The 21,204-nt window shown below is 70.6% G+C and carries 23 protein-coding genes and 1 pseudogene; 7 read left to right on the forward strand and 17 right to left on the reverse strand.

Features of this window, described 5'->3' with window-relative positions; translation table 11 throughout:
* Nucleotides 1-252 precede the first annotated feature (252 nt).
* The 9 genes from ACZ6BB_RS11965 to ACZ6BB_RS12005 form a co-directional block, all read right to left on the reverse strand.
* Entirely contained in the window at nt 253-1,572 is a 1,320-nt protein-coding gene (locus tag ACZ6BB_RS11965) for a hypothetical protein (RefSeq protein ID WP_471615127.1), read from the reverse strand.
* Nucleotides 1,572-2,258 (reverse strand): RNA polymerase sigma factor, encoded by a 687-nt coding sequence (locus ACZ6BB_RS11970; RefSeq protein ID WP_471615326.1) that lies wholly within the window; start codon nt 2,256-2,258, stop codon nt 1,572-1,574. The genes ACZ6BB_RS11965 and ACZ6BB_RS11970 overlap by 1 nt, the downstream gene beginning before the upstream one ends.
* A gap of 327 nt (nt 2,259-2,585) precedes the next feature.
* A complete protein-coding gene (locus ACZ6BB_RS11975) occupies nt 2,586-3,443 on the reverse strand; it encodes a hypothetical protein (protein ID WP_471615128.1) in 858 nt (285 codons plus the stop codon).
* Entirely contained in the window at nt 3,440-4,030 is a 591-nt protein-coding gene (locus tag ACZ6BB_RS11980; protein WP_471615129.1) for an RNA polymerase sigma factor, read from the reverse strand. Before ACZ6BB_RS11980 ends, ACZ6BB_RS11975 begins: the two co-directional genes overlap by 4 nt.
* A 245-nt stretch (nt 4,031-4,275) precedes the next feature.
* The gene (locus ACZ6BB_RS11985; RefSeq protein WP_471615327.1) at nt 4,276-4,680 is read right to left on the reverse strand and encodes a hypothetical protein; all 405 of its coding nucleotides are present in this window, start codon (nt 4,678-4,680) and stop codon (nt 4,276-4,278) included.
* 162 nt (nt 4,681-4,842) lie between these two features.
* Entirely contained in the window at nt 4,843-5,454 is a 612-nt protein-coding gene (locus ACZ6BB_RS11990) for a hypothetical protein (RefSeq protein WP_471615130.1), read from the reverse strand.
* Nucleotides 5,455-5,539: 85 nt separating this feature from the next.
* A complete protein-coding gene (locus ACZ6BB_RS11995) occupies nt 5,540-6,085 on the reverse strand; it encodes a hypothetical protein (RefSeq protein ID WP_471615131.1) in 546 nt (181 codons plus the stop codon).
* A 55-nt stretch (nt 6,086-6,140) separates the two neighbouring features.
* Nucleotides 6,141-6,944, reverse strand: a complete 804-nt coding sequence (locus tag ACZ6BB_RS12000; protein WP_471615132.1) for a DUF4328 domain-containing protein — start codon at nt 6,942-6,944, stop codon at nt 6,141-6,143.
* A gap of 215 nt (nt 6,945-7,159) precedes the next feature.
* On the reverse strand, nt 7,160-8,755 hold the full coding sequence (locus ACZ6BB_RS12005; RefSeq protein ID WP_471615328.1) for a beta-N-acetylhexosaminidase: 1,596 nt from the start codon (nt 8,753-8,755) through the stop codon (nt 7,160-7,162).
* Between the two features lie 289 nt (nt 8,756-9,044).
* Here ACZ6BB_RS12005 and ACZ6BB_RS12010 point away from each other — a divergent pair, with 289 nt between their 5' ends.
* The 5 genes from ACZ6BB_RS12010 to ACZ6BB_RS12030 all read left to right on the forward strand — a co-directional run bounded on the left by ACZ6BB_RS12010 (nt 9,045) and on the right by ACZ6BB_RS12030 (nt 13,372).
* Nucleotides 9,045-9,683: a 2-oxo-4-hydroxy-4-carboxy-5-ureidoimidazoline decarboxylase gene (locus ACZ6BB_RS12010; RefSeq protein WP_471615133.1), complete on the forward strand. Its 639-nt coding sequence runs from the start codon at nt 9,045-9,047 to the stop codon at nt 9,681-9,683.
* A 254-nt stretch (nt 9,684-9,937) separates the two neighbouring features.
* Nucleotides 9,938-10,318, forward strand: coding sequence for a succinate dehydrogenase, cytochrome b556 subunit (sdhC, locus tag ACZ6BB_RS12015; RefSeq protein WP_078531457.1), 381 nt, complete (start codon nt 9,938-9,940; stop codon nt 10,316-10,318).
* A 5-nt stretch (nt 10,319-10,323) separates the two neighbouring features.
* The gene (locus ACZ6BB_RS12020) at nt 10,324-10,815 is read left to right on the forward strand and encodes a succinate dehydrogenase hydrophobic membrane anchor subunit (RefSeq protein WP_471615134.1); all 492 of its coding nucleotides are present in this window, start codon (nt 10,324-10,326) and stop codon (nt 10,813-10,815) included.
* Nucleotides 10,816-10,838: 23 nt separating this feature from the next.
* Entirely contained in the window at nt 10,839-12,593 is a 1,755-nt protein-coding gene (gene sdhA / locus ACZ6BB_RS12025; protein ID WP_059078954.1) for a succinate dehydrogenase flavoprotein subunit, read from the forward strand.
* Nucleotides 12,593-13,372 (forward strand): succinate dehydrogenase iron-sulfur subunit, encoded by a 780-nt coding sequence (locus tag ACZ6BB_RS12030; RefSeq protein WP_005481014.1) that lies wholly within the window; start codon nt 12,593-12,595, stop codon nt 13,370-13,372. Before sdhA ends, ACZ6BB_RS12030 begins: the two co-directional genes overlap by 1 nt.
* Before the next feature lie 184 nt (nt 13,373-13,556).
* Here ACZ6BB_RS12030 and ACZ6BB_RS12035 read toward each other — a convergent pair whose 3' ends face one another.
* From ACZ6BB_RS12035 to ACZ6BB_RS12050, 4 genes are all read right to left on the reverse strand, one after another.
* Complete coding sequence (locus ACZ6BB_RS12035; RefSeq protein ID WP_013001272.1) at nt 13,557-13,820, reverse strand: TM2 domain-containing protein; 264 nt, start codon at nt 13,818-13,820, stop codon at nt 13,557-13,559.
* Between the two features lie 336 nt (nt 13,821-14,156).
* Nucleotides 14,157-14,555: a DUF2752 domain-containing protein gene (locus tag ACZ6BB_RS12040; protein ID WP_471615135.1), complete on the reverse strand. Its 399-nt coding sequence runs from the start codon at nt 14,553-14,555 to the stop codon at nt 14,157-14,159.
* A complete protein-coding gene (locus ACZ6BB_RS12045; RefSeq protein WP_409088465.1) occupies nt 14,548-15,042 on the reverse strand; it encodes a TM2 domain-containing protein in 495 nt (164 codons plus the stop codon). The genes ACZ6BB_RS12040 and ACZ6BB_RS12045 overlap by 8 nt, the downstream gene beginning before the upstream one ends.
* 316 nt (nt 15,043-15,358) lie before the next feature.
* A complete protein-coding gene (locus ACZ6BB_RS12050; RefSeq protein WP_390805833.1) occupies nt 15,359-16,090 on the reverse strand; it encodes a DsbA family protein in 732 nt (243 codons plus the stop codon).
* 387 nt (nt 16,091-16,477) lie between these two features.
* Here ACZ6BB_RS12050 and ACZ6BB_RS12055 point away from each other — a divergent pair, with 387 nt between their 5' ends.
* Together ACZ6BB_RS12055 and ACZ6BB_RS12060 are read left to right on the forward strand one after the other, a co-directional pair.
* Nucleotides 16,478-17,863, forward strand: a complete 1,386-nt coding sequence (locus tag ACZ6BB_RS12055; RefSeq protein WP_471615136.1) for an FG-GAP and VCBS repeat-containing protein — start codon at nt 16,478-16,480, stop codon at nt 17,861-17,863.
* A gap of 84 nt (nt 17,864-17,947) precedes the next feature.
* The gene (locus tag ACZ6BB_RS12060; RefSeq protein ID WP_471615137.1) at nt 17,948-18,739 is read left to right on the forward strand and encodes a hypothetical protein; all 792 of its coding nucleotides are present in this window, start codon (nt 17,948-17,950) and stop codon (nt 18,737-18,739) included.
* Between the two features lie 13 nt (nt 18,740-18,752).
* Here ACZ6BB_RS12060 and ACZ6BB_RS12065 read toward each other — a convergent pair whose 3' ends face one another.
* The 4 genes and pseudogenes from ACZ6BB_RS12065 to ACZ6BB_RS12080 all read right to left on the reverse strand — a co-directional run bounded on the left by ACZ6BB_RS12065 (nt 18,753) and on the right by ACZ6BB_RS12080 (nt 21,081).
* Entirely contained in the window at nt 18,753-19,085 is a 333-nt protein-coding gene (locus ACZ6BB_RS12065) for an Imm32 family immunity protein (RefSeq protein ID WP_471615138.1), read from the reverse strand.
* A 100-nt stretch (nt 19,086-19,185) separates the two neighbouring features.
* Complete coding sequence (locus ACZ6BB_RS12070) at nt 19,186-19,422, reverse strand: helix-turn-helix domain-containing protein (RefSeq protein WP_471615139.1); 237 nt, start codon at nt 19,420-19,422, stop codon at nt 19,186-19,188.
* A gap of 14 nt (nt 19,423-19,436) precedes the next feature.
* Nucleotides 19,437-19,625: a helix-turn-helix domain-containing protein gene (locus tag ACZ6BB_RS12075; RefSeq protein WP_471615329.1), complete on the reverse strand. Its 189-nt coding sequence runs from the start codon at nt 19,623-19,625 to the stop codon at nt 19,437-19,439.
* Nucleotides 19,626-20,275: 650 nt separating this feature from the next.
* Nucleotides 20,276-21,081: pseudogene (locus ACZ6BB_RS12080) on the reverse strand (IS5 family transposase).
* Nucleotides 21,082-21,204: the final 123 nt, after the last annotated feature.

Below are 21,204 nucleotides of genomic sequence, written 5' to 3' on the forward strand. Positions count from 1 at the left end.
AAGAGTGGGGGGTTCCCCCGGGGGGGGGGAGGTGGGTGGGGGAGCGGGGGGGGACAGGGGGGGGGGGGGATCGGGGGCGCGACCGGGCGCCCCCCCCCCCCCCCCCGCCGAGGTGCACGAGCCGTAGGTACGGGGGGAACCCCGGCTCTGTGCGACGGCCGATGACCAGTCGGCTCACTCATTACTGCGCCGGGGCGGCCCAAAGTGTTACCCGCTCCGCGAAAGAATTCGTAGCGGATATGAAAACGCAGGTCAGGAGGGGTGCGTGAGGGTCGCTCGGGTGAGGGCGGGGGCCGCTTCGAAGCCGATCGGGGTCACCGCCGCGAACTGACCGCGGTGACCGTTGCCACCGTCGCCCTTGCCGCCCTTGTTCCCCTTGCCGCCCTGGTGGCCCTTGTTCTTGCCACCCTTGCCCTTGCCCTTGCCGTTCCCGTGACCGTTGCCGTGCCGGTGGCCGCTGCCGTCGCCCTCGGCCTTCCCGCTTCCGTTCCCGTGACGGCCCTTGCCGTTCCCGTTCCCGTGACGGCCCTTGCCGTGGTGCGAGTCGTCGTCATCGTCGGAGCCGTTGCCGGTCCGCGCGTCCTTGCCGCCGCCGTCCGTCCGCCCGTCGGTGTCCGACGCGCCGGTCCCGGTGCCCCCGCCCGCTGCCGTGCCGCCCCACCGCTTCGCCTTGCCGGAGCTGCCGGGGTTGCCCGCGCCGCCGGCCAGGACGCCTTCGCAGTAGCGCTTCAGCTGCCCCTTGCCCCTGCCGCCCGCCGCGTCCTCCAGGCCGCGTCGGCGGTCGGCGTCCAGCTCCTTGCCGTCGCGGACGTCACGGCAGGCGGAGAGCAGGTTCTTCCGCCACTGCCGGGTGGACTCATCGCCCTGCCCTCCGGCACCGGACCGCTTGTCCTCGTCGGTGTCGCCGGTTCCGTCGCCGGAGGGGGCGTCGCCCTTCGAGGTGGCGTCCGCAGACGGGTCGGGTGTCACCCCGCCCCACGCCCCGCGCCTGTCGTCGCCCTTGCCGGTGTTCGGCGACGGCGACATCAGCGGCCGGTCCGGCGACCGGCCGGCGGAGACGGTGGCGGAGGGTTCCGGTTCCTCGCCGTGGAACGCGCTCAGCGCGCCGCCGCCGGCCACCACCGTGACCCCGCCGAGCATCCCGGCGGCCACCGCCGCGACCAGCCCGAACCGCACGGGACGGCCCCAGCGGCCCCGGCGGCCGTCGGGTCCGGCGGGCGTCCGCACGGGACGGCCGAGGTGTACGACACCCGCGTCGGCCGTGGGCGAGGCGGTGGTGTGCGGGCGGCCGCCACGACCGTGATCCGCGGCCCGGGCGCTCTCACCGGAGTGGGCCGCAGAGCCCGGCCGGGCCGTACGGGCGGTCCGGAAGGCGGCCAACGCGGCTTCCTCGCCCGGGAGTTCGGGATCCCGCGCGGGTTCGGGCGCGCCCTCGGCGGCCAGGGCTTCGAGCGCCTCGGCGAGCCGGTCGGCACGAGCACGGATGTGGGCGTCGACGGCTTCGAGCGGCTCCCCGCTCAGCAGCCGCTCCGCGGCGTCGCGGTTCAGCCACCTGTACTGCTCGTCGGCCATCACACATCCTTCTGCGTCCGCGAACGCGTATGCGTCACACCGGCGGACGTGGCCGCGCGCACACGCGCGGCTCTCGGTCGGGGTACGGCGTCCAGCGGGTCGCCGGGTTCCGGGTCGGCCTCCGAAGCCGTCTCCGGATTCTCCCCGATCAGTTCGGCGAGCCGTTTCAGCCCCCGGTGCGCGGCCGTCCGTACGGCGCCCGGGCGCTTGCCCAGTGTCTCCGCGGCGGTCTTGGCGTCGAGGCCGACCACGACGCGCAGGACCACCGCCTCCGCCTGGTCCTGGGGCAGCTGGGCGATCAGCGAGAGCGTACGGCCGGTCGCCAGGGCCTCCATCGCCTCGCCGGCCGTGTCGGACTCGGCCGGCTTGGCGGTCAGCTCGGTCTCGTCGCCGCCTATCGCGGGCCTGCGGCCCCGCATGCGTATGTGGTCGAGGGCCCGGTTGCGGGCGATCCGCGCGGCCCAGCCGCGGAACCGGTCGGCGTCTCCGCTGAACCTGTCCAGGTCACGGGCGATCTGCAGCCAGGACTCGGAGGTGACGTCCTCCGCGTCCGGGTCGCCGACCAGCGTCCGCACGTACCCGAGCAGCCGCGGGTGCACCGAGCGGTACACAGTCCGGAACGCGGTCTCGTCCCCGTCCTGTGCCGCAAGCACCGCGGCAGTCAGCTCCGCGTCGTCCCCCAGCACCCACGCGCCCCTTCCTCGATCGATGGTCGCGGTCTCGGGACCGCTGTGGTTGCGGTGGTCTTCCGCCATCCACGATCCGGCGCGAAAGGCACGTTACGGCCTGAAACCGCTGACCGTCCATGTCCGTAGAACATGCAACTGACTCGTGATGCGGAGAGGTGTGACAGAAAACGCGGGGGCGGCGCTGTAGGTAGTACGGGTCGCCGCGCGGCCCGTGCCGCGCGACGGTCGGGGCCTCTCCTGTGGGGGGTGGCGGCCCCGGCCGTTGCCATCGGCGGAGTCGGCCGGGTGTCTTGCGAGTACGGGGGTCTTGCGAGCACGCCGGCCTCACTTCGTTTCCGGGGCCCGCACCTCGCCGCGCGGCTTCCGTCCCGTGCCCGTGGGGCCGCGTTCCGCGACGGGCGGCTTGCGTACCCCGTCCGGCGGGCCGGGCTCGTCCGGGGCCCCCGACGCGCCGGGACGCGAGGACGGCCCCCGCGTATCACCCTTGCCCTTGCCGCTGCTGTTGCCGCTGCCGTGCGGCCGGTCGCCGCCGTCGCGCTGCCGGCCGGTCCTGTCGGGCTGCCCGGACGCGGCGGGTCGCCGGTCCGGGTCGGGGCGGTCGGCCGTGGCGGGGCCGGGACGGACGGGAGCGCCGTCCGTCGTACGGGGACGCCGGTCACCGCCTGCGTCGCCCGTGTGCTCTCGGCCGCCGCCCCCGTCGTCACGTGCGGCCGAGCCGATCGCCGCGAAGGCGACTCCGCCGAGCGTGAGACTGGCCAGCAGTACGGCCAGGGTGGTGCGGATCGAGAGCTGCACACGACGACGCGCGTTCGGCCGCCAGTCGTCGCGCCGCCGGGTGCGAGCGGTACGCGCCCCTCTCTCCCACACCGCCCGAAAGGCCGCCACCGCCCGCGCCTCCCCCACGCTGTCGGCCCCCGCACCACCGCGTACGGCGGCGGCGAGGAGGGAGTCGACGGAGGGGATGGCGACGGAGGAGGTGGCGACGCCGGGACCGGCGGGCCCCTGGCCCTCGCGCCCCACCCTGTCGTGGACCTCCCCCTCACGGACCTCGCCCGCGCGGCGTCCGTCGCCCCCGGCCGGATCCGTCCTCCGCGACGGCATCTCGTGCCCTTCCCTCTCGGCGTGCGCGTGGCCGCGGTGGCCGGTGTCCTCGCCGCCGAGGCCGTCGTCGCTGTCGGTCATCTCGACTCCCCCAGCGTCCGGGAGCCGTCATCCGTCACACCCTCGGCCCGGAGGAGCTGGGCGAGGCGCTTCAGTCCCCGGTGGGTGGCCGTACGGACCGCGCCGGGGCGTTTGCCCAGGACACGGGCGGCGGCGGGGCCGTCGAGGCCGACGACGACACGCAGCAGTACGGCCTCGGCCTGATCGCGCGGCAACCGGGCGACGAGGGCGAGCGCCTGTTCGGTGGACAGGGTCTCCAGGGCCTGGTCCTGGGTATTGTGCGTGCCCGGCAGTTCCAGCAGGTCGTTCTCCAGGGCGGTCGCCCGGGGCCGCACCTTCTGGCGCCGCAGATGGTCCAGGGCCCGGTGCCGGGCGATGGTCGCGCTCCAGCCCCGGAAGCCGGCGCCGTCCCCCTTGAACCGCCCGAGGTCCCGCGCGATCTCCAGCCAGGCGTCCGAGGCGACGTCCTCCGCGTCGTCCCCGACGATTCCGCGCAGGTACCCCAGCAGGCCGGGATGCACGAGCCGGTACGCCACCGCGAACGCGGCCTCGTCCCCGGCCTGGGCCCGCGCGACGGCCGCGCCCAGCTCCCCGTCGTACGCCTGCACGCGCCGAGGTTCCCCTCCCTGGCCGCAGGCTGTCCGAGCCAGTGCCGCGTCGGTGCCGGGATGGCGTTGCGGGGACCGTCCCGGCCGCCGCGAAGCCCCCATGGTCATCTGCGTCCCGCTCCGCGGAAGTGTCACACCGTCAACCGCCGCCACGGCGTCCCCTCCGGCGGCGCGAGGCACCCGTCCGAGGCCGCGGAGAGAAGCACGAGAGGCCCCGCTCACCCGCGGCGGCGAACCTCCCCACGTCAGCCGGACGACATCGCGTCACGGCACAGCAGCCGCAGCGAGCCCTCACCGGCGAAACAGCGCCGGGCCTCGTCCAGCGGATCCCAGTAGCGGCCGTCCCAGGTCCGCACCCAGAACTCCCCGCCCGACTGGACCCACTCGCCGCCGGCCCACCGCACGACGACCTCGCCCCCGTACGCCCCGAACCCCCGCAACGCCCGCTCCACGGCGGCGTAGGGCGCGCCCTCCCGTCGTATCTCCTCGATCATCCGGTCCACCCGCCACAGACTCTGCGTCGAGTAGTCGAGACGCACCCGCGCCCCTTCCCGCATCATCGCCACCGCGTCGGCCGCCCACCGAAGGGGCTTCGCCGCGCTCGCGGGCCGGCTGTCGTGGCCGTCCCGCTCGCCGAGGCTCCCCGGCACGCCGGAGGCGCCGCCCGAACTGAATGTCTGCTGTGCGCTCACACTCGGGAAAGCGCCCGCTCCGCACGAGACGTTTCGCGATTTCGGCGCGTGCGCGACACCGGCGCAGGACCGCCACACCCGCCCTCAGGACACCCACAGGACCCGCCAGGGAACCGAGGTTTACCGCCGCGCCCCCCGCGCCCGCCGTGACACGACCGCCCGCAGCACCCGCCGGCCCTCGGTGGCCGCGCCCAGCGCCTGCCGCACCCCCACCGCCCCGTGCTGCGCGAGCAGTTCGAGCACGACGACCTGCCGGCGCAGCTCGGCGGCGACGAGATGGGAGGCTCCCTCGGTACGGCCCGCACGGCAGGCCGCCACCGAGTCGTCGCCCCCGGCGTCCAGCGGGTCGAGCAACTGATGGATCCTCAGGGCGGAGACGGAGCAGATCTCCGCCCACGCACGCAGCGCGTCCCCGGACCGCTCGCCGGGAACCGCGTCGAGCATCCGACGGGCCAGCAGAACCGCCTCCTCACCCGAGGCGGAGCCATCAGCGCCGGCGCCGGCCCCGGCGCGGGCATCGGCATCGGCATCGGCATCGGCCGAGGCCAGTTCACCCCGCGCCTTCGCCACCTTCTCGCCCCACCCCTGCCCGTCGTCCGCCAGCTCCGCCCAGAGCGGACGCAGGACCTCGTCGTCGCCCCCGAGAAGCGGTACGCAGCGGTCCAAACAAGCCAATCCGCTTGCCGCCAGACCGCGTTCGTCGGCCTGGGCCAACAGCTCCACCAGGCTCATCACGCCTCCCCTGTATCCCGCTCGACCACACCCCGGTTATACGGAGCCCGCACTTCCCCTTACTGCGTGCGACGGCACGGGAGTGTCACAGAGGGACGACCCCGAGCCGGTCGAGCAACCGGAACAGAATGTTTTCAGCCAAGGGGTCCGCCGGTCCAGGCTCTGAGGTCAACACATCGACCAGTACCCGCGCGTCGACGGCCCGCCCGGCCTCCGCGGCCCAGGCCACGGCACGCTCCGCGGCGTCACGCGGTTCGAGGAAGTAGTCCTCGACGGTGAGCCCCTCACCGTCGCCCAGATACGCGGCCATGGCCCGCCGCGCGAGACACGTGGTCCACGCCCCGCTCTCCGGCCCGGCGGCCTCGACGACCACACAGTCGCTGTCCATCACGTAGCCGAACAGCGCGGGCGCCCCCGTCTCCCGGGCCAGCGCGTTCATGTTCCCGACGTCGCCGGTGCCCGCGGTCCCACCCTCGGCCCCGGCGCCCGGCGCGCCCGTCGGGTACGCCCACACCTGCCAGTCGCCGGCCGCCGTCGCACACAGCGTCAGACCCTTGGCCCGGCCCAGCGCGCCCAGCTCGGCGAGGGGCTGCCCGCTCCTGGCCACGACGTAGTACCCCCAGTACCCCATAACGGGAATACACCACACATGTACGGCAGTTCGCCCCCGGAATCGGGCAATCCGCTCAGACGGTGACGGGTTCCGGTTCGCGCGGACCGCTGCGCGCCCGGTCGTCCTGCATCCGCGTGAGCGCGAGGACGAAGAGGGCGGCGAACACCGCCGCCACGATCTCGAGGGAGTCCGCGAACAGCATCTGCCGGGCGGCCAGTCGGTATTCCTCGATCTCCTCCGCCCTGAGGTACGCCCTGTCCCCGGCCTCTCCCGCGAACAGGCTGAGCAGCCACAGCGTCCACCAGGTGTTGACGAGCGCGTGCGACCGCGGCTTCTCCCACGGGCTGCTCGCGTCCCAGCAGTCGATCGCGATCCGGCGCGGGAACCACAGGTTCACCACCGGCACGAACCAGGCGCCGATCGCCCAGCCCCGCTTCTTCCGGTGCCCGAAGGGGTCGAACACCTCGGCGTTGACCCGCACCCGGTGGAACCAGACGAGGAAGACGACGATCGTGGCGACGTAGGTGAGCGTCTGGAGGACGCCCGCCAGCGCGACGAGCCCGTCCGCCCGGTCGGAGTCGTTCTCCAGGGCCACGCTCCAGTCCTCGCCGGCCAGCCGGTCCGACACGTCGAGGAGCGTGAGGTCCGCCCACACCGCGACCACGTCGGCGGCGGCGACCGCCCCGAGCAGGATCGCCACCGCCCGCCCGAGCCCCACCGGCGACCGCAGCCAGGCGGGGCCGTGGGGCGACTGGATGGGCAGCTCGTCATGCGTGGCGCGCGGCAGGGCGACCTGATGCGGACCAGCCGCCTCGCACTGCCGGCACAGCTCTCCGCCGGGTGCCGCCGCGTGGTTCCCGCAGCGCGCGCAGTTCATCGTGAAACCCCCGTGTGATCGAAACACGCCGACCGCGGTCCTCCCCAGACCCTCACGCTCGGCGATCAGAACACGCGGAACATACGATTCACCGGCCCCGCCCGTCCACCCGATTCCGCCCCACGAAGGCTTCCGCAGCCCACCGGCCCACCGACCCCCCGAGCCCCCGGCCCTCGGACCTCCGGCGCCCGGCCCTCCGCCTCCCGGCCCCCGCCTCAGCTCACCTTCCCCGCCAGCTCCCGGAACTGCGCCCAGCTCAGCGCCGGCTTCCCGGGATCCCACAGCTTCTGCGACAGCGCCCGCAGCGGCATCCGCACGCCCGCCGCGACCTGTGCCTCGGTCTGCCGGTTCGCGAGGTCGCACCAGACGGCGAACGAACCGCCGAGGATCTGGTCGTCGTACCGGGCCGGGACGGCGGTCGTGCCCCGCAGCACCCGTGGCGTCCAGGACTCGTAGATGCGCTGCCCGGTCGGGTAGAAGAACTGGTTGGGCTCGCCGAGGACGTAGTACAGGTATTCGTCGTTGTAGTTGATCACCTGCCGCCCGGCGCTCAGGTACTCCACGGGCGGGCGCGCCCCGATCTCCTTGCCCGTCCAGTAGGCGACCTGGATCGACTTGTCCGCCTGGACCGAGCCGCCCCGGAAGAACCCGTCGTTCCAGGCCCGTACGGTCCGGTCGTGGCCGCGCATCACCTTGGCTCGGTCGTTGAGCCAGCCGGTCGCGAGGTCGGCGACGGTCGCGCCGGCGCCGTACTTCTGCCGCGCGGCGGCGGCCAGCTGCGGGTAGGACGCCTCGGGGTTCGACACCATCAGCGCCCGGTACTCGTCCCCGCCGAGATGCCAGTACGCGCCCTTGAACAGACCGGCGTACTCGTCGAGCAGCTCGTCCACCACCACGGCCGACCTCGGGTTGGCGATGTCGACGGCCCCGCTCGCGGCCACGCCCTGGGTGTTCCTCAGCTGCAGCCCCGGATTGCCCGCGATCACGGCCCCCAGATGTCCCGGGGAGTCGATCTCCGGTACGACCTGGATGTGCCGGCTCTCCGCGAGCGCCAGGATCTTCCGTACCTGGGCCTTGGTGAGGTGCTGCCGGGACACCACCTCGGGGTGGCTCGTGGACTCGATCCGGAAGCCCTGGTCGTCGGAGAAGTGCAGGCCGAGCTGGTTGTACTTCAGGTCGCCCAGCTCACGGATACGGTCCTCGATCCAGCCCGCCGTGAAGTGCTTGCGCGCGATGTCGAGCATGAACCCGCGCTGCGGCTTGGCCGGCTCGTCCCGGACGACGCCCTCCGGTGCCGTACCGCCGCCGCGGACCTCCTGCTTCAGGGTGCGCGTCCCGTAGAAGACCCCCGCCTCGGCGGGCGCGGCGATGCGCACCCGCCGGTTCTTCACGGTCAGCGTGTACGCCTCCGACCTCGGCGCGTCCGCCCCGGTCAGCGCCAGCTCCACGTCCCCGTCCCGGGGCCGCGCCTCCCCCGCGTAGGCGAGCCCCAGCTCCCCGGCGGTCAGCCGCCCCTCGTCGGCCAGCGCGGCGTTCCGTACGACGACCCGGCCGCCCTCGGCGGGCTTCCAGCCGGGGCCGCGGGCCGCCTCGTGCTGCCGTACGGCAGGGATGGTCCGCGGCTTCTGGGACAGCGGGTAGGAGCGCGAGGGCGACGGAGGGGCGGCCGGGGCCTTCTCGGCGGCGTTCACCGACGACCGCGCCCGCGACGGCTCCGAGCCGCCGGGGGTGCGTGTCCCGTCGCCCGGCCACACGGTCACGGCCACCGCGACCGCGCCGCCCGCCAGGACGGCCCCCGTACCCAGGAGCAACCCTTTCGACGTGATCGCCGTCTTCCTGCGGGGTGCCCTGCGCCGGCCTCGGTTCACGACGCGCCCCCGGTCCGGGTCCCGGTTCCGGTCAGCATCCACGACATCTCACGCACCTCTCGCCCGCACTGTCCCCCGCTCCTCGTCCGGCCCTCTCCCGGCCGTGTCCCGACTTCCCGGCTCTCTCGCGAGCCCTGCTCCCGAACCTACGACGTTCCACCGTCCCATCCGTCCACCACAGGTTCCGAAACTCTCCCGTTCGGGTGAATTTCGGGCATCGAACGGACAGCCCATGACCCGCCTCGGTAACGTGGTGGCACCTTTCGCACAGCCTGCCCAACCCGACCCATCTGCCCAGTCGGCCCCTACGCACCGCCGAGGAACCACGCTGCCTCCGCACCGTCTCCCCCACCTCCCCGGCCAGGTCGCCCTACCGCAGCAGGTCCGCACCCCCGGCCCGTCGGCCCTGGAGTGGTTCAACCACGCCCCCGCCGACACGGTCCGCCAGACCCTCCTCACCTGCCTGCGCAGCCTCCGCTGGGCCCACCGCCTCACCGCTCACCGCCCCTACCCCGACCTGGACGCCCTGCTCGCCGCGTCGGACGAGGCGGCGTACGACCTCACGGCGACCGACCTGGCGGAGGCACTGGCCGGCGAGACCCTCCCGGTCCTCCCCGACGACACCTACGGCGTGGCCCACACCGCCCTGAACGCCGCGCACGCCGCCTACGAGGCCCGCTTCGGCCACGTCTTCGTGATCTCCCAGGCCGCCGCCCGCCCGGACGAACTCCTCGACCGCACCCTGGAGGGCATCCGCTCCCGCCTGGCCAACGATCCGGAGGAGGAACGGGTAGTGGTGGCCGAGGAACTGCGCCGCCTGGCGAAGGAGCGCCTCACCGCCCTCGTGACCACCCGGAGAACCCACGTCTGAGGGAGCGGGGAACCGCGCGAGAAGGCCCCGCCCGCCCGCACCCGAGCAGCGCACAGGCACCCCCGCCCCGGATGCCGCCCGCTACTCACCCTTACGTGCACCTTTGTATGCCAGTTTGATCACACCAACCCTCCCGGCTCAATCCAAGTGCAACGACGTCGCTACCATGGCCGGGGCCGGTGGACCGTACCCGGCCGGGTCAGACCGACAAGCAAGCCGGCCGGCCCCAATCCCCGCTCCCGGAGGGTTCTTCCGTGCCGGCTGGAACGCTGTACCGCGGCCGGGAAGGAATGTGGTCCTGGGTGGCTCATCGAGTCACCGGCGTCCTCATCTTCTTCTTCCTGTTCGTACACGTGCTGGACACCGCTCTCGTCCGCGTCTCCCCCGACGCCTACGACAAGGTCGTGGCCACGTACAAGACGCCGATCGTCGCGCTGCTGGAGTACGGCCTCGTCGCCGCCATCCTCTTCCACGCGCTCAACGGTCTTCGGGTCATCGCCGTCGACTTCTGGTCGAACGGCCCCCGTCACCAGAAGACGATGCTGTGGTCCGTCGTCGGCATCTGGCTGGTGCTGATGATCGGGGCCCTGTACCCCGTTCTCGGCCACGCCGTCCGTGAAGTCTTCGGGAGCTGAGACAGATGTCCGCCACTGAAACCACCGCATCCGGCATCGGCCCCGTCGAGGGCGCCGGGGAACTGTCGGGCTACAGCCCCGACAACCCGGCCCCCTTCATCGAGCCGCCCCGCAAGCGCACGAAGAAGACCCCGAGGTCCACCCGCGGCAACTTCGAGATGGCCGCATGGCTCTTCATGCGGCTGTCCGGCATCGTCCTGGTCGTCCTGGTCATCGGCCACCTGGTCATCCAGCTCGTCCTCGACGGCGGCGTCTCCAAGATCGGCTTCGCGTTCGTCGCGGGCCGCTGGGCCTCCCCGTTCTGGCAGACCTGGGACCTGCTGATGCTGTGGCTCGCCATGCTGCACGGCGCCAACGGCCTGCGTACGGTCATCAACGACTACGCGGAGCGCCCGAACACCCGCCTGTGGCTGAAGGGCCTGCTCTACACCGCCACGGTGTTCACCATCCTGCTGGGCACGCTGGTGATCTTCACCTTCGACCCGAACATCCGCTAGGCACGGGGCTGAGGCAACCGATCATGAAGATCCACAAGTACGACACCGTCATCGTCGGCGCCGGCGGCGCCGGAATGCGCGCGGCGATCGAGTCGACGCAGCGCAGCCGCACCGCCGTGCTGACCAAGCTGTACCCCACCCGCTCCCACACGGGCGCCGCGCAGGGCGGCATGGCCGCCGCGCTCGCCAACGTGGAGGAGGACAACTGGGAGTGGCACACCTTCGACACGGTCAAGGGCGGTGACTACCTGGTCGACCAGGACGCCGCCGAGATCCTGGCGAAGGAGGCCATCGACTCCGTCCTCGACCTGGAGAAGATGGGCCTGCCGTTCAACCGGACGCCCAACGGCACGATCGACCAGCGCCGCTTCGGCGGTCACAGCCGGAACCACGGCGAGGCCCCGGTCCGCCGCTCCTGCTACGCGGCCGACCGCACCGGTCACATGATCCTCCAGACGCTGTACCAGAACTGCGTGAAGCACGGCGTGGAGTTCTTCAACGAGTTCTACGTCCTGGACCAGCTGATCACCGAGGTCGACGGCGTCAAGAAGTCCGCCGGTGTCGTGGCCTACGAGCTGGCGACCGGCGAGATCCACGTCTTCCAGGCGAAGTCCGTGATCTACGCGTCCGGCGGCTGCGGCAAGTTCTTCAAGGTGACGTCGAACGCGCACACCCTCACCGGTGACGGCCAGGCGGCCGTGTACCGCCGGGGTCTGCCGCTGGAGGACATGGAGTTCTTCCAGTTCCACCCGACCGGCATCTGGCGCATGGGCATCCTGCTGACGGAGGGCGCCCGCGGTGAGGGCGGCATCCTCCGCAACAAGGACGGCGAGCGCTTCATGGAGAAGTACGCGCCGGTCATGAAGGACCTCGCGTCCCGTGACGTCGTCTCCCGCTCCATCTACACGGAGATCCGGGAGGGCCGCGGCTGCGGTCCCGAGGGCGACCACGTCTACCTCGACCTCACGCACCTCCCGCCGGAGCAGCTGGACGCCAAGCTCCCGGACATCACCGAGTTCGCGCGGACGTACCTCGGCATCGAGCCCTACACGGACCCGATCCCGATCCAGCCGACCGCGCACTACGCCATGGGCGGCATCCCGACGAACGTCGAGGGTGAGGTCCTGATCGACAACACCACCGTCGTCCCGGGCCTGTACGCCGCCGGTGAGGTCGCCTGCGTCTCCGTGCACGGCGCCAACCGTCTCGGCACGAACTCGCTGCTCGACATCAACGTGTTCGGCAAGCGGGCGGGCATCGCGGCCGCCGCCTACGCGCAGACGGCCGACTTCGTCGAGCTGCCGGAGAACCCGGAGTCGCTCGTCGTCGAGCAGATCGAGCGCCTGCGCTCGGCCACCGGCAACGAGCGCGTGGCGGAGCTGCGGCGCGAGCTGCAGGAGACCATGGACGCCAACGTCATGGTGTTCCGCACCGAGCAGACGATCAAGACGGCCGTCGAGAAGATCGCCGAGCTGCGGGCGCGGTACAAGAACGTGGCGATCCAGGACAAGGGCCGCCGGTTCAACACCGACCTCCTGGAGGCCATCGAGCTGGGCAACCTGCTCGACCTGGCCGAGGTCATGGCCGTGTCGGCGCTCGCCCGGAAGGAGTCCCGCGGCGGTCACTACCGCGAGGACTACCCCAACCGCGACGACGTCAACTTCATGCGTCACACCATGGCGTACCGCGAGGTCGGCGACGACGGCTCCGAGACCGTCCGCCTCGACTACAAGCCGGTCGTCCAGACCCGCTACCAGCCGATGGAGCGTAAGTACTGATGGCAACCCCGACCCTGGACAAGGCGGACGCGGCCGGCAGCCCCGAGCCCGGCTTCGCCGACTCCCCGTACATCACGGTCACCTTCCGCATCCGTCGCTTCAACTCCGAGGTGTCGGCCGAGGCGACCTGGCAAGATTTCCAGCTGGAGATCGACCCCAAGGAGCGCGTCCTCGACGGTCTGCACAAGATCAAGTGGGACGTGGACGGCACCCTGACGTTCCGCCGCTCCTGCGCGCACGGCATCTGCGGTTCGGACGCCATGCGGATCAACGGCAAGAACCGTCTGGCCTGCAAGACGCTGATCAAGGACATCAACCCCGAGAAGCCGATCACGGTCGAGCCCATAAAGGGCCTCACGGTCCTCAAGGACCTGGTCGTGGACATGGAGCCGTTCTTCCAGGCGTACCGGGACGTGATGCCCTTCCTGATCACGAAGGACACCAACGAGCCGACGCGCGAGCGTTTCCAGACCGCCGAGGACCGTGAGCGCTTCGACGACACCACGAAGTGCATCCTCTGCGCCGCGTGCACGTCCTCGTGCCCGGTGTTCTGGAACGACGGCCAGTACTTCGGTCCGGCCGCGATCGTCAACGCCCACCGCTTCATCTTCGACTCGCGTGACGAGGCCGGTGAGCAGCGGCTGGAGATCCTCAACGACCGTGACGGCGTGTGGCGTTGCCGTACGACGTTCAACTGCACGGACGCCTGCCCGCGCGGTATCGAGGTCACCAAGGCGATCCAGGAGGTGAAGCGGGCGCTCATCACGCGCCGCTTCTGATCCGCCGCCGCCACAGCGCATGACGGAGGGCCCGCAGGTTCACCTGCGGGCCCTCCGCGTGTCCGGGCGCGGCGTTTGCGCGGCCCACGCACGAGGGCCCCGTCCCCGCGCGGAGTTTCAGAGGGAAGCTCCGTGGCGGACGAGGCCCTTCGGTCGATCACCCGAGCGGTGATCCGCAGCGCGATCAGCCGCGCAGGACACGGCCCTGGGCGTCGGTGCGGTCGTTGCTCGTGAGGAACAGGATGCCGTCGATCAGCGACCAGAAGCCCAGACCACCGCAGGTGAGGAGCTGGGCGACGCCCACGCCGACGGAACCGACGTAGAAGCGGCCGATGCCGAGCGTGCCGAGGAAGAGCTGCAGAACGCCGGCGACGATCTTCGACTTGTCCGAGTACGGGCGCCCCTGCGGGTCGTGGCCGAAGGGAGCGTCAGGGGTGGGGACGGTCATGGAAATACTCCTGGATGTACTGACTCAAACAACCGAAGCGGATTGCTCCGGGGGGAATCGCAGGAGAGAAGGCGCGGCAAAATACCGGCAGCAATCGGGCACGGCAAATACCGGCCAACGAATGAGCACGACGTAGTCCCCCGTCATCCCCCCTGTCGCGGTTGCAGCGTAGTGAGACGCAAGGGGCGGACGGGAGAGGATTCAGGCGATCGTTCCGATTCCGTGATCCGATTCCAGCCAACTTGCGACACCTGAGCAACATAAAGCGGGCGTAAGGGATTTACGAGGTCCGGAGCGGGAAGGCGACATGGCTCGGCCCCTTCGCGCTGGAGCCGCTCAGCGCACGTTGCGGACGATCGTCCACGTCACCGCGACCCCCAGGATCAAGACCTGGGTGCGGGGCTTCAGTTCGGGGCGCCAGCGGCGGCCGCGCAGGCCCTCGACGGCCCAGCGGCCGAGCAGGGCGAGCGCGAAGGGCGCGGCGAGCAGCAGGACCCGGTTGTCGTGCCAGGCGGCTTCGAAGCGGCCGTGCATCAGGTCGTAGACCATGCGGGTGCCGCCGCAGGCGGGGCAGAGGAGCCCCGTGACATAGCGGAACGGGCACTGGGGCAGTACGTGGCCGGGCTCGTGCGGGTTGGTGCCGTACAGGTACGCGGCGCCCGCCAGCCCGGCGGCGGCCACCGCGAGGGGGGCCGCCGCCGGATGCCGGAGGGTGCTGAGGCCGCGCTCAGCCACGCAGGACACGTCCGTTGGAGTCCGTGGTGTTGCTGCCGGTGAGCAGGATGATGCCGTCGACCAGCGCCCAGATGCCGAGGCCGCCGCAGGTGAACAGCTGCGCGAGGCCGAGGCCGACGTGGCCGATGTAGAAGCGGCCGACGCCGAAGGAGCCCAGGAACAGCGAGAGGATGCCAGCGACGATCTTCGACTTGTCCGAGTACGGCCGCCCGTAGGGGTCGTAGCCGTACGGGGCGTTGGGGTCGCCGGTGTACGCGCCGCCCGGCGTGGGAGGCACCTGGTAGCCGCCGCCCTGGGGGTAACCGCCCTGCTGCGGGTAGCCGTAGCCGGGCTGCTGGTAGCCGCCCTGCGAGGCCCCGTACGGGTCGCCGGCCTGCGGAGCCCCGTAGGGGTTGGCGCCCGGCTGGCCGGGGGCCGCGCCCGGGTACCCGTATCCGGGCTGCGGCGGCTGCGGGGGCTGAGCGGGCTGCTGAGGCTGCTCGGTCACGGTACTGACTCCTGCGTGTCGTTTGCTTGAGCGGCTGGGATGGCTGAACGGCCGACCGACTGGCCGACTATGGGCTGTCCGTCATATTGCAGGAGGGAAGGGCCCGGAGAGAAGTTGTCACCTCGGCCGGACCCTCGGCCCGCTCCCGCGTGTGGGCGGAGTCACATCCCGCGGACGCGACCCCCGTGCCCCGGCGAGCAGCATCGCCTTGCTGAGGTTGCCATCGAGCATACGGTCGCCCTGGTGGAGGGGACAGCCGGTCTGCGGGGTTCCGTTCCCGTGGGCGACGGTCCGCATCGGGACCGGTGCGTCCGGGTCAGCCCATGTCCTGTGAGATGGACCTGTCGTCGTCCCAGGCCATGGGGTCCTGCTCCACGGTCTTCAGCAACCGGTCGAACATGGACCGGTCGTACAGGACCGCGCCGTACATCTCGACGATCCGCCTTCCGTTGACGGCGGCGGTGGGGGTGCCGGGACCGCCCGGGTTCTCGGATCCGCCCGCCCGCTCGTAGGCCTTCTCCGACCTGGTCACGAAGTCGCGGTACTTCATCGTCTTCACGGCGGAGTCGAAGGCCGGACTACGCAGTCCCTCCACCTCCCCGGCGAGCTTCAGCAGATACGCGTCGGTGAAGCCGTCGACCTCCTCCTCCGGCTGGTTGTCGTAGAGGACGGCGTGGTACTCGGCGAACTTGCCCTTCTCCAGCGCGGCGCGCAGCGCGTTGACGGCCTTCTTGGAGCCGCTGCCGCCCAGTCTGTCGTCCAGAAAGGAGGCGAGGGTGTACTCGGTCACGACCGTGCGCCCCAGCGTCCGTTCCCGCGCGGCCGGACCACCGCCGGTCTGCTCGAACTCCTCGCAGTAGGGGCAGCGAGGGTCCTCGTACAGATGAACGGTGACCGGCGCCTCGGGGTCACCCACGCGGATCGTCGTACCGTCCTCGTCGAGCGCCTCGGGCACGTCCCGCAGTTCCTTGTACGCGACCCTCGGCTCGTCCCGGTTGGCGCGCTGCCCGCATCCCGCGACCAACAGCCCCAGCGCGACGGCCACCACGACCGCCGTCCGTCTTCTCCGCCCGTACCCCACCGCGAACGCCCCTCCCCGTTGACGAGGGGCCCGGATCCCAGCCGCGCAGTTCCCCTCCAGAATTCGCCCCGCGCCTCGGAATTCCCCCGGCAGCGTTGGCATGTCCGCGTACTGTACGACGCAACGGGACACCCTCGCACCGCGAAAAATCCAGTCCCGGGCCGTGCCATCCTTGCCTCCCTCAACAAGCCTTTCCCGTACGTCCGTTCGGCGCGAGAACGAGACCGACCGCCGACGGTCGGCGCATGGGCGAGCGCCTGTCCACAGACGCTCGCGAAAACCGGTGAGGCAGCCGCCCCGTGCGGGCTCGCCCGGGCGAACCCGCACACACTTCGCAGGAGACACACACCCCGCATGAGACGCATGTCGACGTCCCGGAACACCCGCCTGGTTCTCTCTACGGCCATGGCCGTGTCGCTGACCGGCGGACTGCTCACCCTCTCGACCGGCGCCGCGAGTGCCGCCCCCGCCCAGCACGCCGACGACTTCAACGGCGACGGATACCGGGACTACGCGATACCCGGCTACGGCGAGTTCACCGTGACGTACGGGACCGCCGCGGGACCTGGCAAGAAGACCAGGACGTTCACACAGAACAGTGCCGGCGTCCCCGGGAAGGCCGGTGACGCGGGCGGCCTCGGCGATGATTTCGGTAAGGATCTCGCTGCCGCCGACCTCGATCGCGACGGCTACGCCGACCTGGCCGTCGCCGACGGCTCCGAGAAGGTGAGCGGCAAGGCCGGCGCGGGCGCGGTCACCATCATGTGGGGCGCCAAGTCCGGTCTAGGCACCAGGGCGACCCGGCTCCCCGGCAAGGCCACGTACCTCCGCGGCTTCGGGAACGAACTCGAAACCGGAGACTTCGACGGTGACGGCAGGGCGGACCTGGCGGTCGCCGACGGCATCGACACGATCTCTCTTTACCGGGGCGGCTTCACCCGGGCCGGCAGGACGGGAAAGATCACCAGGCACACCCGCTCGAACCACTCCCGCACCTTCGAACCCACCGGGCTGGTCGCGGGAAAGGTGACCAAGGACAAGGCCACCGACCTGTACGTCCTCGGTCAGGGCTACCGCAAGGACAAGATGACGCAGGACGCCTGGCTGCTGCGTGGTGGCAGGACGGTCAAGTGGAGCAGCAAACTGGTGGTGATCAACAGCAAGGAGCCGGACTACGGCCCGACCGGCGTCATCGCCGACTTCGACAAGGACGGATACGGAGACCTGGCGGTCAGCGACACGTCGTACAACAAGGGCGCGGGCTCGGTGGTCGTCGTGCGCGGCGGCAAGAGCGGCCCGGCCGCCAAGTACCGGATCACCCAGGCGACTTCGGGCGTCGCCACGGCCGCGACGAAGAGGGACGGCTTCGGGTACGAACTCTCCGCCGGCGACACGAACCGCGACGGCTACCCGGACCTCGCGGTCGGCGTCCCCGGCGAGAAGATCGGCTCGGTGAAGGACGCGGGCGGCTTCCACCTCCTGCACGGCGGCAGACAGGGGCTGTCCGGCACGGGCTCCGAGTGGTTCAGCCGGGCGACGGCGGGAGTTCTCAAGGACCCCAGGGAGTACGAGCGGTTCGGCTCCGCCCTTCGCCTGCGTGACCTCGACGGCGACGGCGACAAGGACCTCCTCGTCGGCAGCATGAACCGTGAGACGTCCCTGTTCTTCCGGGCGGACGAGTCCGGCATCACGACGGACGGCATGACAGAGCTGAGCCTGAAGCCGGCCTTCCCGCAGTAGCGACGGCTTCGCGAGCGATGACCGCTTGGCCGGATCGCATCCAACTCCTGTGACGGATGGGGTGGTTGATCACACACTGACCCCATGAACATCCTGAGGAAAGCCGCGGCCGCACTGTCGGCCGCGGCCGCGATCCTGATCGCGATACCCCCCACAGCCTCGGCGACGCCCGTCCACGACGACCCGTACGGCGGCACGCTCGTCCGGGAGAACTTCAACCGTGTCCCTCTCGGCCCGGTGACCCAGGGCCGGGGCTGGACCACCGACGCGTCCGACGGCACGCTGACGGTCGTCCCCGGCACGCACGGCCACGGCCGCGAACTCCGCCTCCGCGCCGAGGGCAACGGCCGCGCCTTCATGGTCCTGCCCGACCTCGCCCCGCCCGGCAACAGCCTCTGGGCCCGGATGCGGCTGCGGGTGACCGAGTTCCCCACGGCCCCTGACTGGGCGCACTGGACCCTCGCGGAGGCCTCCGGCACCGACTCGCCCACCCTGGTGCGCCCCCTCGGCGGCCAGTACGCCCCCACGGACAAGGGCAACTTCTGGGGCGTTGGCTCCGACCTGGGCCCGACGGGCGACTGGACGAACTGGAAGACCTCGGCGCCGGCGGTGGCCGGCAAGTGGCAGTGCGCGGAGTTCCACCTGGACGCCACGGACAACCGCGTCACGGTCTACCTGAACGGCGTACCCCAGCCCGGCCTGACCGTCTCCACGAAGAACCACGGCGGCACGACGGACGACTTCACCTTCCCCACCTTCGACAAACTGAAGCTGGGCTGGCAGCTGTACCAGTCGAACCCGTCCCCGTCGGCCTTCGAAATGCGGATGGACGACATCGCGGTGAGCAGCCGGCGGGTGGGCGGCTGCTCTTCCTGACCGGTCAGTACCGTCAGTCGGCGCGTTCCACGACGAGGGAGATCCTCGATTCCGCAAGGTAGAAGTGGTCGGGGAAGTACTCGATGTGCAGATGCTCCCCCGGCACGCCTTCCCGGCACAGGCCCCGGATGTTCTCCGCCAGGACCTTCATGGATTCCCCGGAACCCGTGAAGGTCAGGGCCTGCCGGTTCGCGTCGACGGACATCTTCACCAGCCTGGGTGCGGTCGACCGCACCCGGATGCCCGTGAGGCAGCGGGAGTACGGGGAAGGATCATCCCCCGGGCTGGTGCTGATCTCCACGTCGTCCCGGATCAGGGCGTTCGCCCACTCCTCCAAGGCGTCCACGGTCCCGGATACTTCCACTTCACCGGGTTCCGCGGAACAGCGGACGACGAGATGCGACTGAATCACGGAGTGTCCCCACGCTCTGGATTCGAGATCCACGTCAAGCGGCCTCGTCGTGCGGAATGAGACTGATGCTCAAGTCAGCTCTAAGGGCGCGGGCCAGGCGGCGCAGCATAAGAAGGGTGGGCACCGTTCCGCCGGCTTCGAAGCGGGAGATCTGCGACTGTTTCATCCCGCACCGCTCAGCCAGCTCGGCCTGGGACAGCCCGAGGTCGGTGCGCCGGTCGTGGACGAGTCTGCCCAGCTCGCGGGCGAGTGCTGTGGAGGCGTCATGCATGGCTCCTCCCGGGTTCAGGCTGCTGGGGTGACGATGGTGACGGTGGGCTCATCCCCAGGGGCGAGGTGCATGTCGACGGTGAGGCCCAGGGCTCGGGCCAGGCGCATGATGACAGCGATGGGCGGCAGTTCGGTGGCGGTCTCGATGCCTTCGATCTCGTCGGTGGTGGTGTGCAGCCGCTCGGCCAGGTCAGCCTCGCTCAGCCCGAGTTGCTTGCGCCGGTCGTAGACGGCTTTGTCCCAGCGTCATGGCCAGCAATCGTGCCGTTCTGACTCATCCATCGACAACAACGCCGACTGTAACGTTCCTCTCCCAAGACAGCCCGTTCAAATTCCGCTACTGCAGGAGTGTCCTAATTCGCCGCGCAATATCAGCCGCCCTCTGGCGAATTTGATCATCGTTCAGCAGATCTGGCATGCCGATGCCAGCTGAATCATAGCCATGTGCGACATAGGTGAGATCTGTCGCCGCCTAATACTGCTCGCCAGACGGATACGCCCCGCCGCACCCCCTTGCACAGGGGAAGACAGACAAGAGAGAACTCCGAAGGAGAAATCCTCCCTTCGGAAACGGCCTTCGCAAGCACAAGGAACGGCTCCAAAGTCGCCATCTATAGCTTCCCTTGCATGGCCAGATACCAGAACTGGTCTGAAGTCACATTTGTTTTCCAGGCACCAAGAATCTCGCCCGATTTAATATCCACCGAGCCATGACGCCCAGTATTGAGATCCGCATAATGTCGGGCAGGCATCCCGCGATATGTTCCCGCAACTGAACGTTCCCAGGACCCTCAACGAAGTCTTCCAAAGCATTCATGAATGCCTGCTTACTCGACTTACAACGGCTAACACAATTAGCTGAGTTGCCGGTGGGTGATGAGGCAGCAGGCGAGTTTGAGGAACGCTTCGTGGATGTCGGCTCACCGTTCCCAGCGGATCCGCAGACGGCGGAAGCCGTGCAGCCGCGCAAAACTTCACTCGACCACCCAGCGGTAGGTGCCCGGTGCGGTGCCGTGCAGCTTGCCGCAGCGGGCGATCGCGGGCACGGTGCCGCAGGCGCGGACCTGGTCGCGGTACATGCCGTGGTCGTAGCCTCGGTCGGCAAACAGCGAGTCCGGCTTGCGGCGGGGACGGCCGACCCGGCCCCGGACCGGCGGGATCGCGTCGAGCAGGGGCAGGAGTTGGATGACGTCGTTGCGGTTGCCGCCGGTCAGCAGGACCGCGAGCGGGGCACCGTGCCCGTCGGTGATTAGGTGGTGCTTCGAGCTGGCCCGCCCCCGGTCGACCTGCGAGGGGCCCGTGTGGATCCCCCTTTTAGCGCTCTGACATGGGTGGGAGGAGTCGACCACGCAGCGGGACCGGTCCAGCCGGGAGGCCGCCTTCACCTCGGCCAGCAGGACCTCGTGCAGTCGCTGCCACACTCCGGCCCCGTTCCAGTCCCGCAGACGGCGCCAGCATGTCACGCCCGAGCCGAAGCCGAGGTCCTGAGGCAGGTACTCCGACTGGATCCCGGTATGCGTCACGTACAAGATCCCGCACAGGGCCTCCTGTCCGGCAACGGCTTGCGGCCCAGATACCGGAACCTGCGCTTACGCCGCGGCAGCAGCGGCTCCAGGTGATCCCACAGCTCATCCGACACGCTCCACGGCGACGTCCCCACAACGGACCGAACGCTCAACTACCGCCACGGACACGGCAACCAGGAGCAATCAGCCTCATTGCGTTAGCCGCTGCTACTTGCCCAAGAGTCGGCCTGCCGAGATGAAGTGAATAGACTCACCAA

Source organism: Streptomyces sp. NPDC041108 (assembly GCF_055592645.1).

Excerpts from the sequence above, each read along its gene's own strand:
- ACZ6BB_RS12060 (WP_471615137.1), top strand. The coding sequence starts at position 17,948 with ATGAACATCCTGAGGAAAGCCGCGGCCGCACTGTCGGCCGCGGCCGCG.
- ACZ6BB_RS12030 (WP_005481014.1), top strand. The coding sequence starts at position 12,593 with ATGGCAACCCCGACCCTGGACAAGGCGGACGCGGCCGGCAGCCCCGAG.
- ACZ6BB_RS11995 (WP_471615131.1), bottom strand. The coding sequence starts at position 6,085 with ATGGGGTACTGGGGGTACTACGTCGTGGCCAGGAGCGGGCAGCCCCTC.
- ACZ6BB_RS12020 (WP_471615134.1), top strand. The coding sequence starts at position 10,324 with ATGTCCGCCACTGAAACCACCGCATCCGGCATCGGCCCCGTCGAGGGC.
- ACZ6BB_RS11965 (WP_471615127.1), bottom strand. The coding sequence starts at position 1,572 with ATGGCCGACGAGCAGTACAGGTGGCTGAACCGCGACGCCGCGGAGCGG.
- ACZ6BB_RS11990 (WP_471615130.1), bottom strand. The coding sequence starts at position 5,454 with ATGAGCCTGGTGGAGCTGTTGGCCCAGGCCGACGAACGCGGTCTGGCG.
- ACZ6BB_RS12035 (WP_013001272.1), bottom strand. The coding sequence starts at position 13,820 with ATGACCGTCCCCACCCCTGACGCTCCCTTCGGCCACGACCCGCAGGGG.
- ACZ6BB_RS12000 (WP_471615132.1), bottom strand. The coding sequence starts at position 6,944 with ATGAACTGCGCGCGCTGCGGGAACCACGCGGCGGCACCCGGCGGAGAG.
- sdhA (WP_059078954.1), top strand. The coding sequence starts at position 10,839 with ATGAAGATCCACAAGTACGACACCGTCATCGTCGGCGCCGGCGGCGCC.
- ACZ6BB_RS12070 (WP_471615139.1), bottom strand. The coding sequence starts at position 19,422 with ATGCATGACGCCTCCACAGCACTCGCCCGCGAGCTGGGCAGACTCGTC.
- ACZ6BB_RS11975 (WP_471615128.1), bottom strand. The coding sequence starts at position 3,443 with ATGACCGACAGCGACGACGGCCTCGGCGGCGAGGACACCGGCCACCGC.
- ACZ6BB_RS12055 (WP_471615136.1), top strand. The coding sequence starts at position 16,478 with ATGAGACGCATGTCGACGTCCCGGAACACCCGCCTGGTTCTCTCTACG.
- ACZ6BB_RS12010 (WP_471615133.1), top strand. The coding sequence starts at position 9,045 with ATGACCCGCCTCGGTAACGTGGTGGCACCTTTCGCACAGCCTGCCCAA.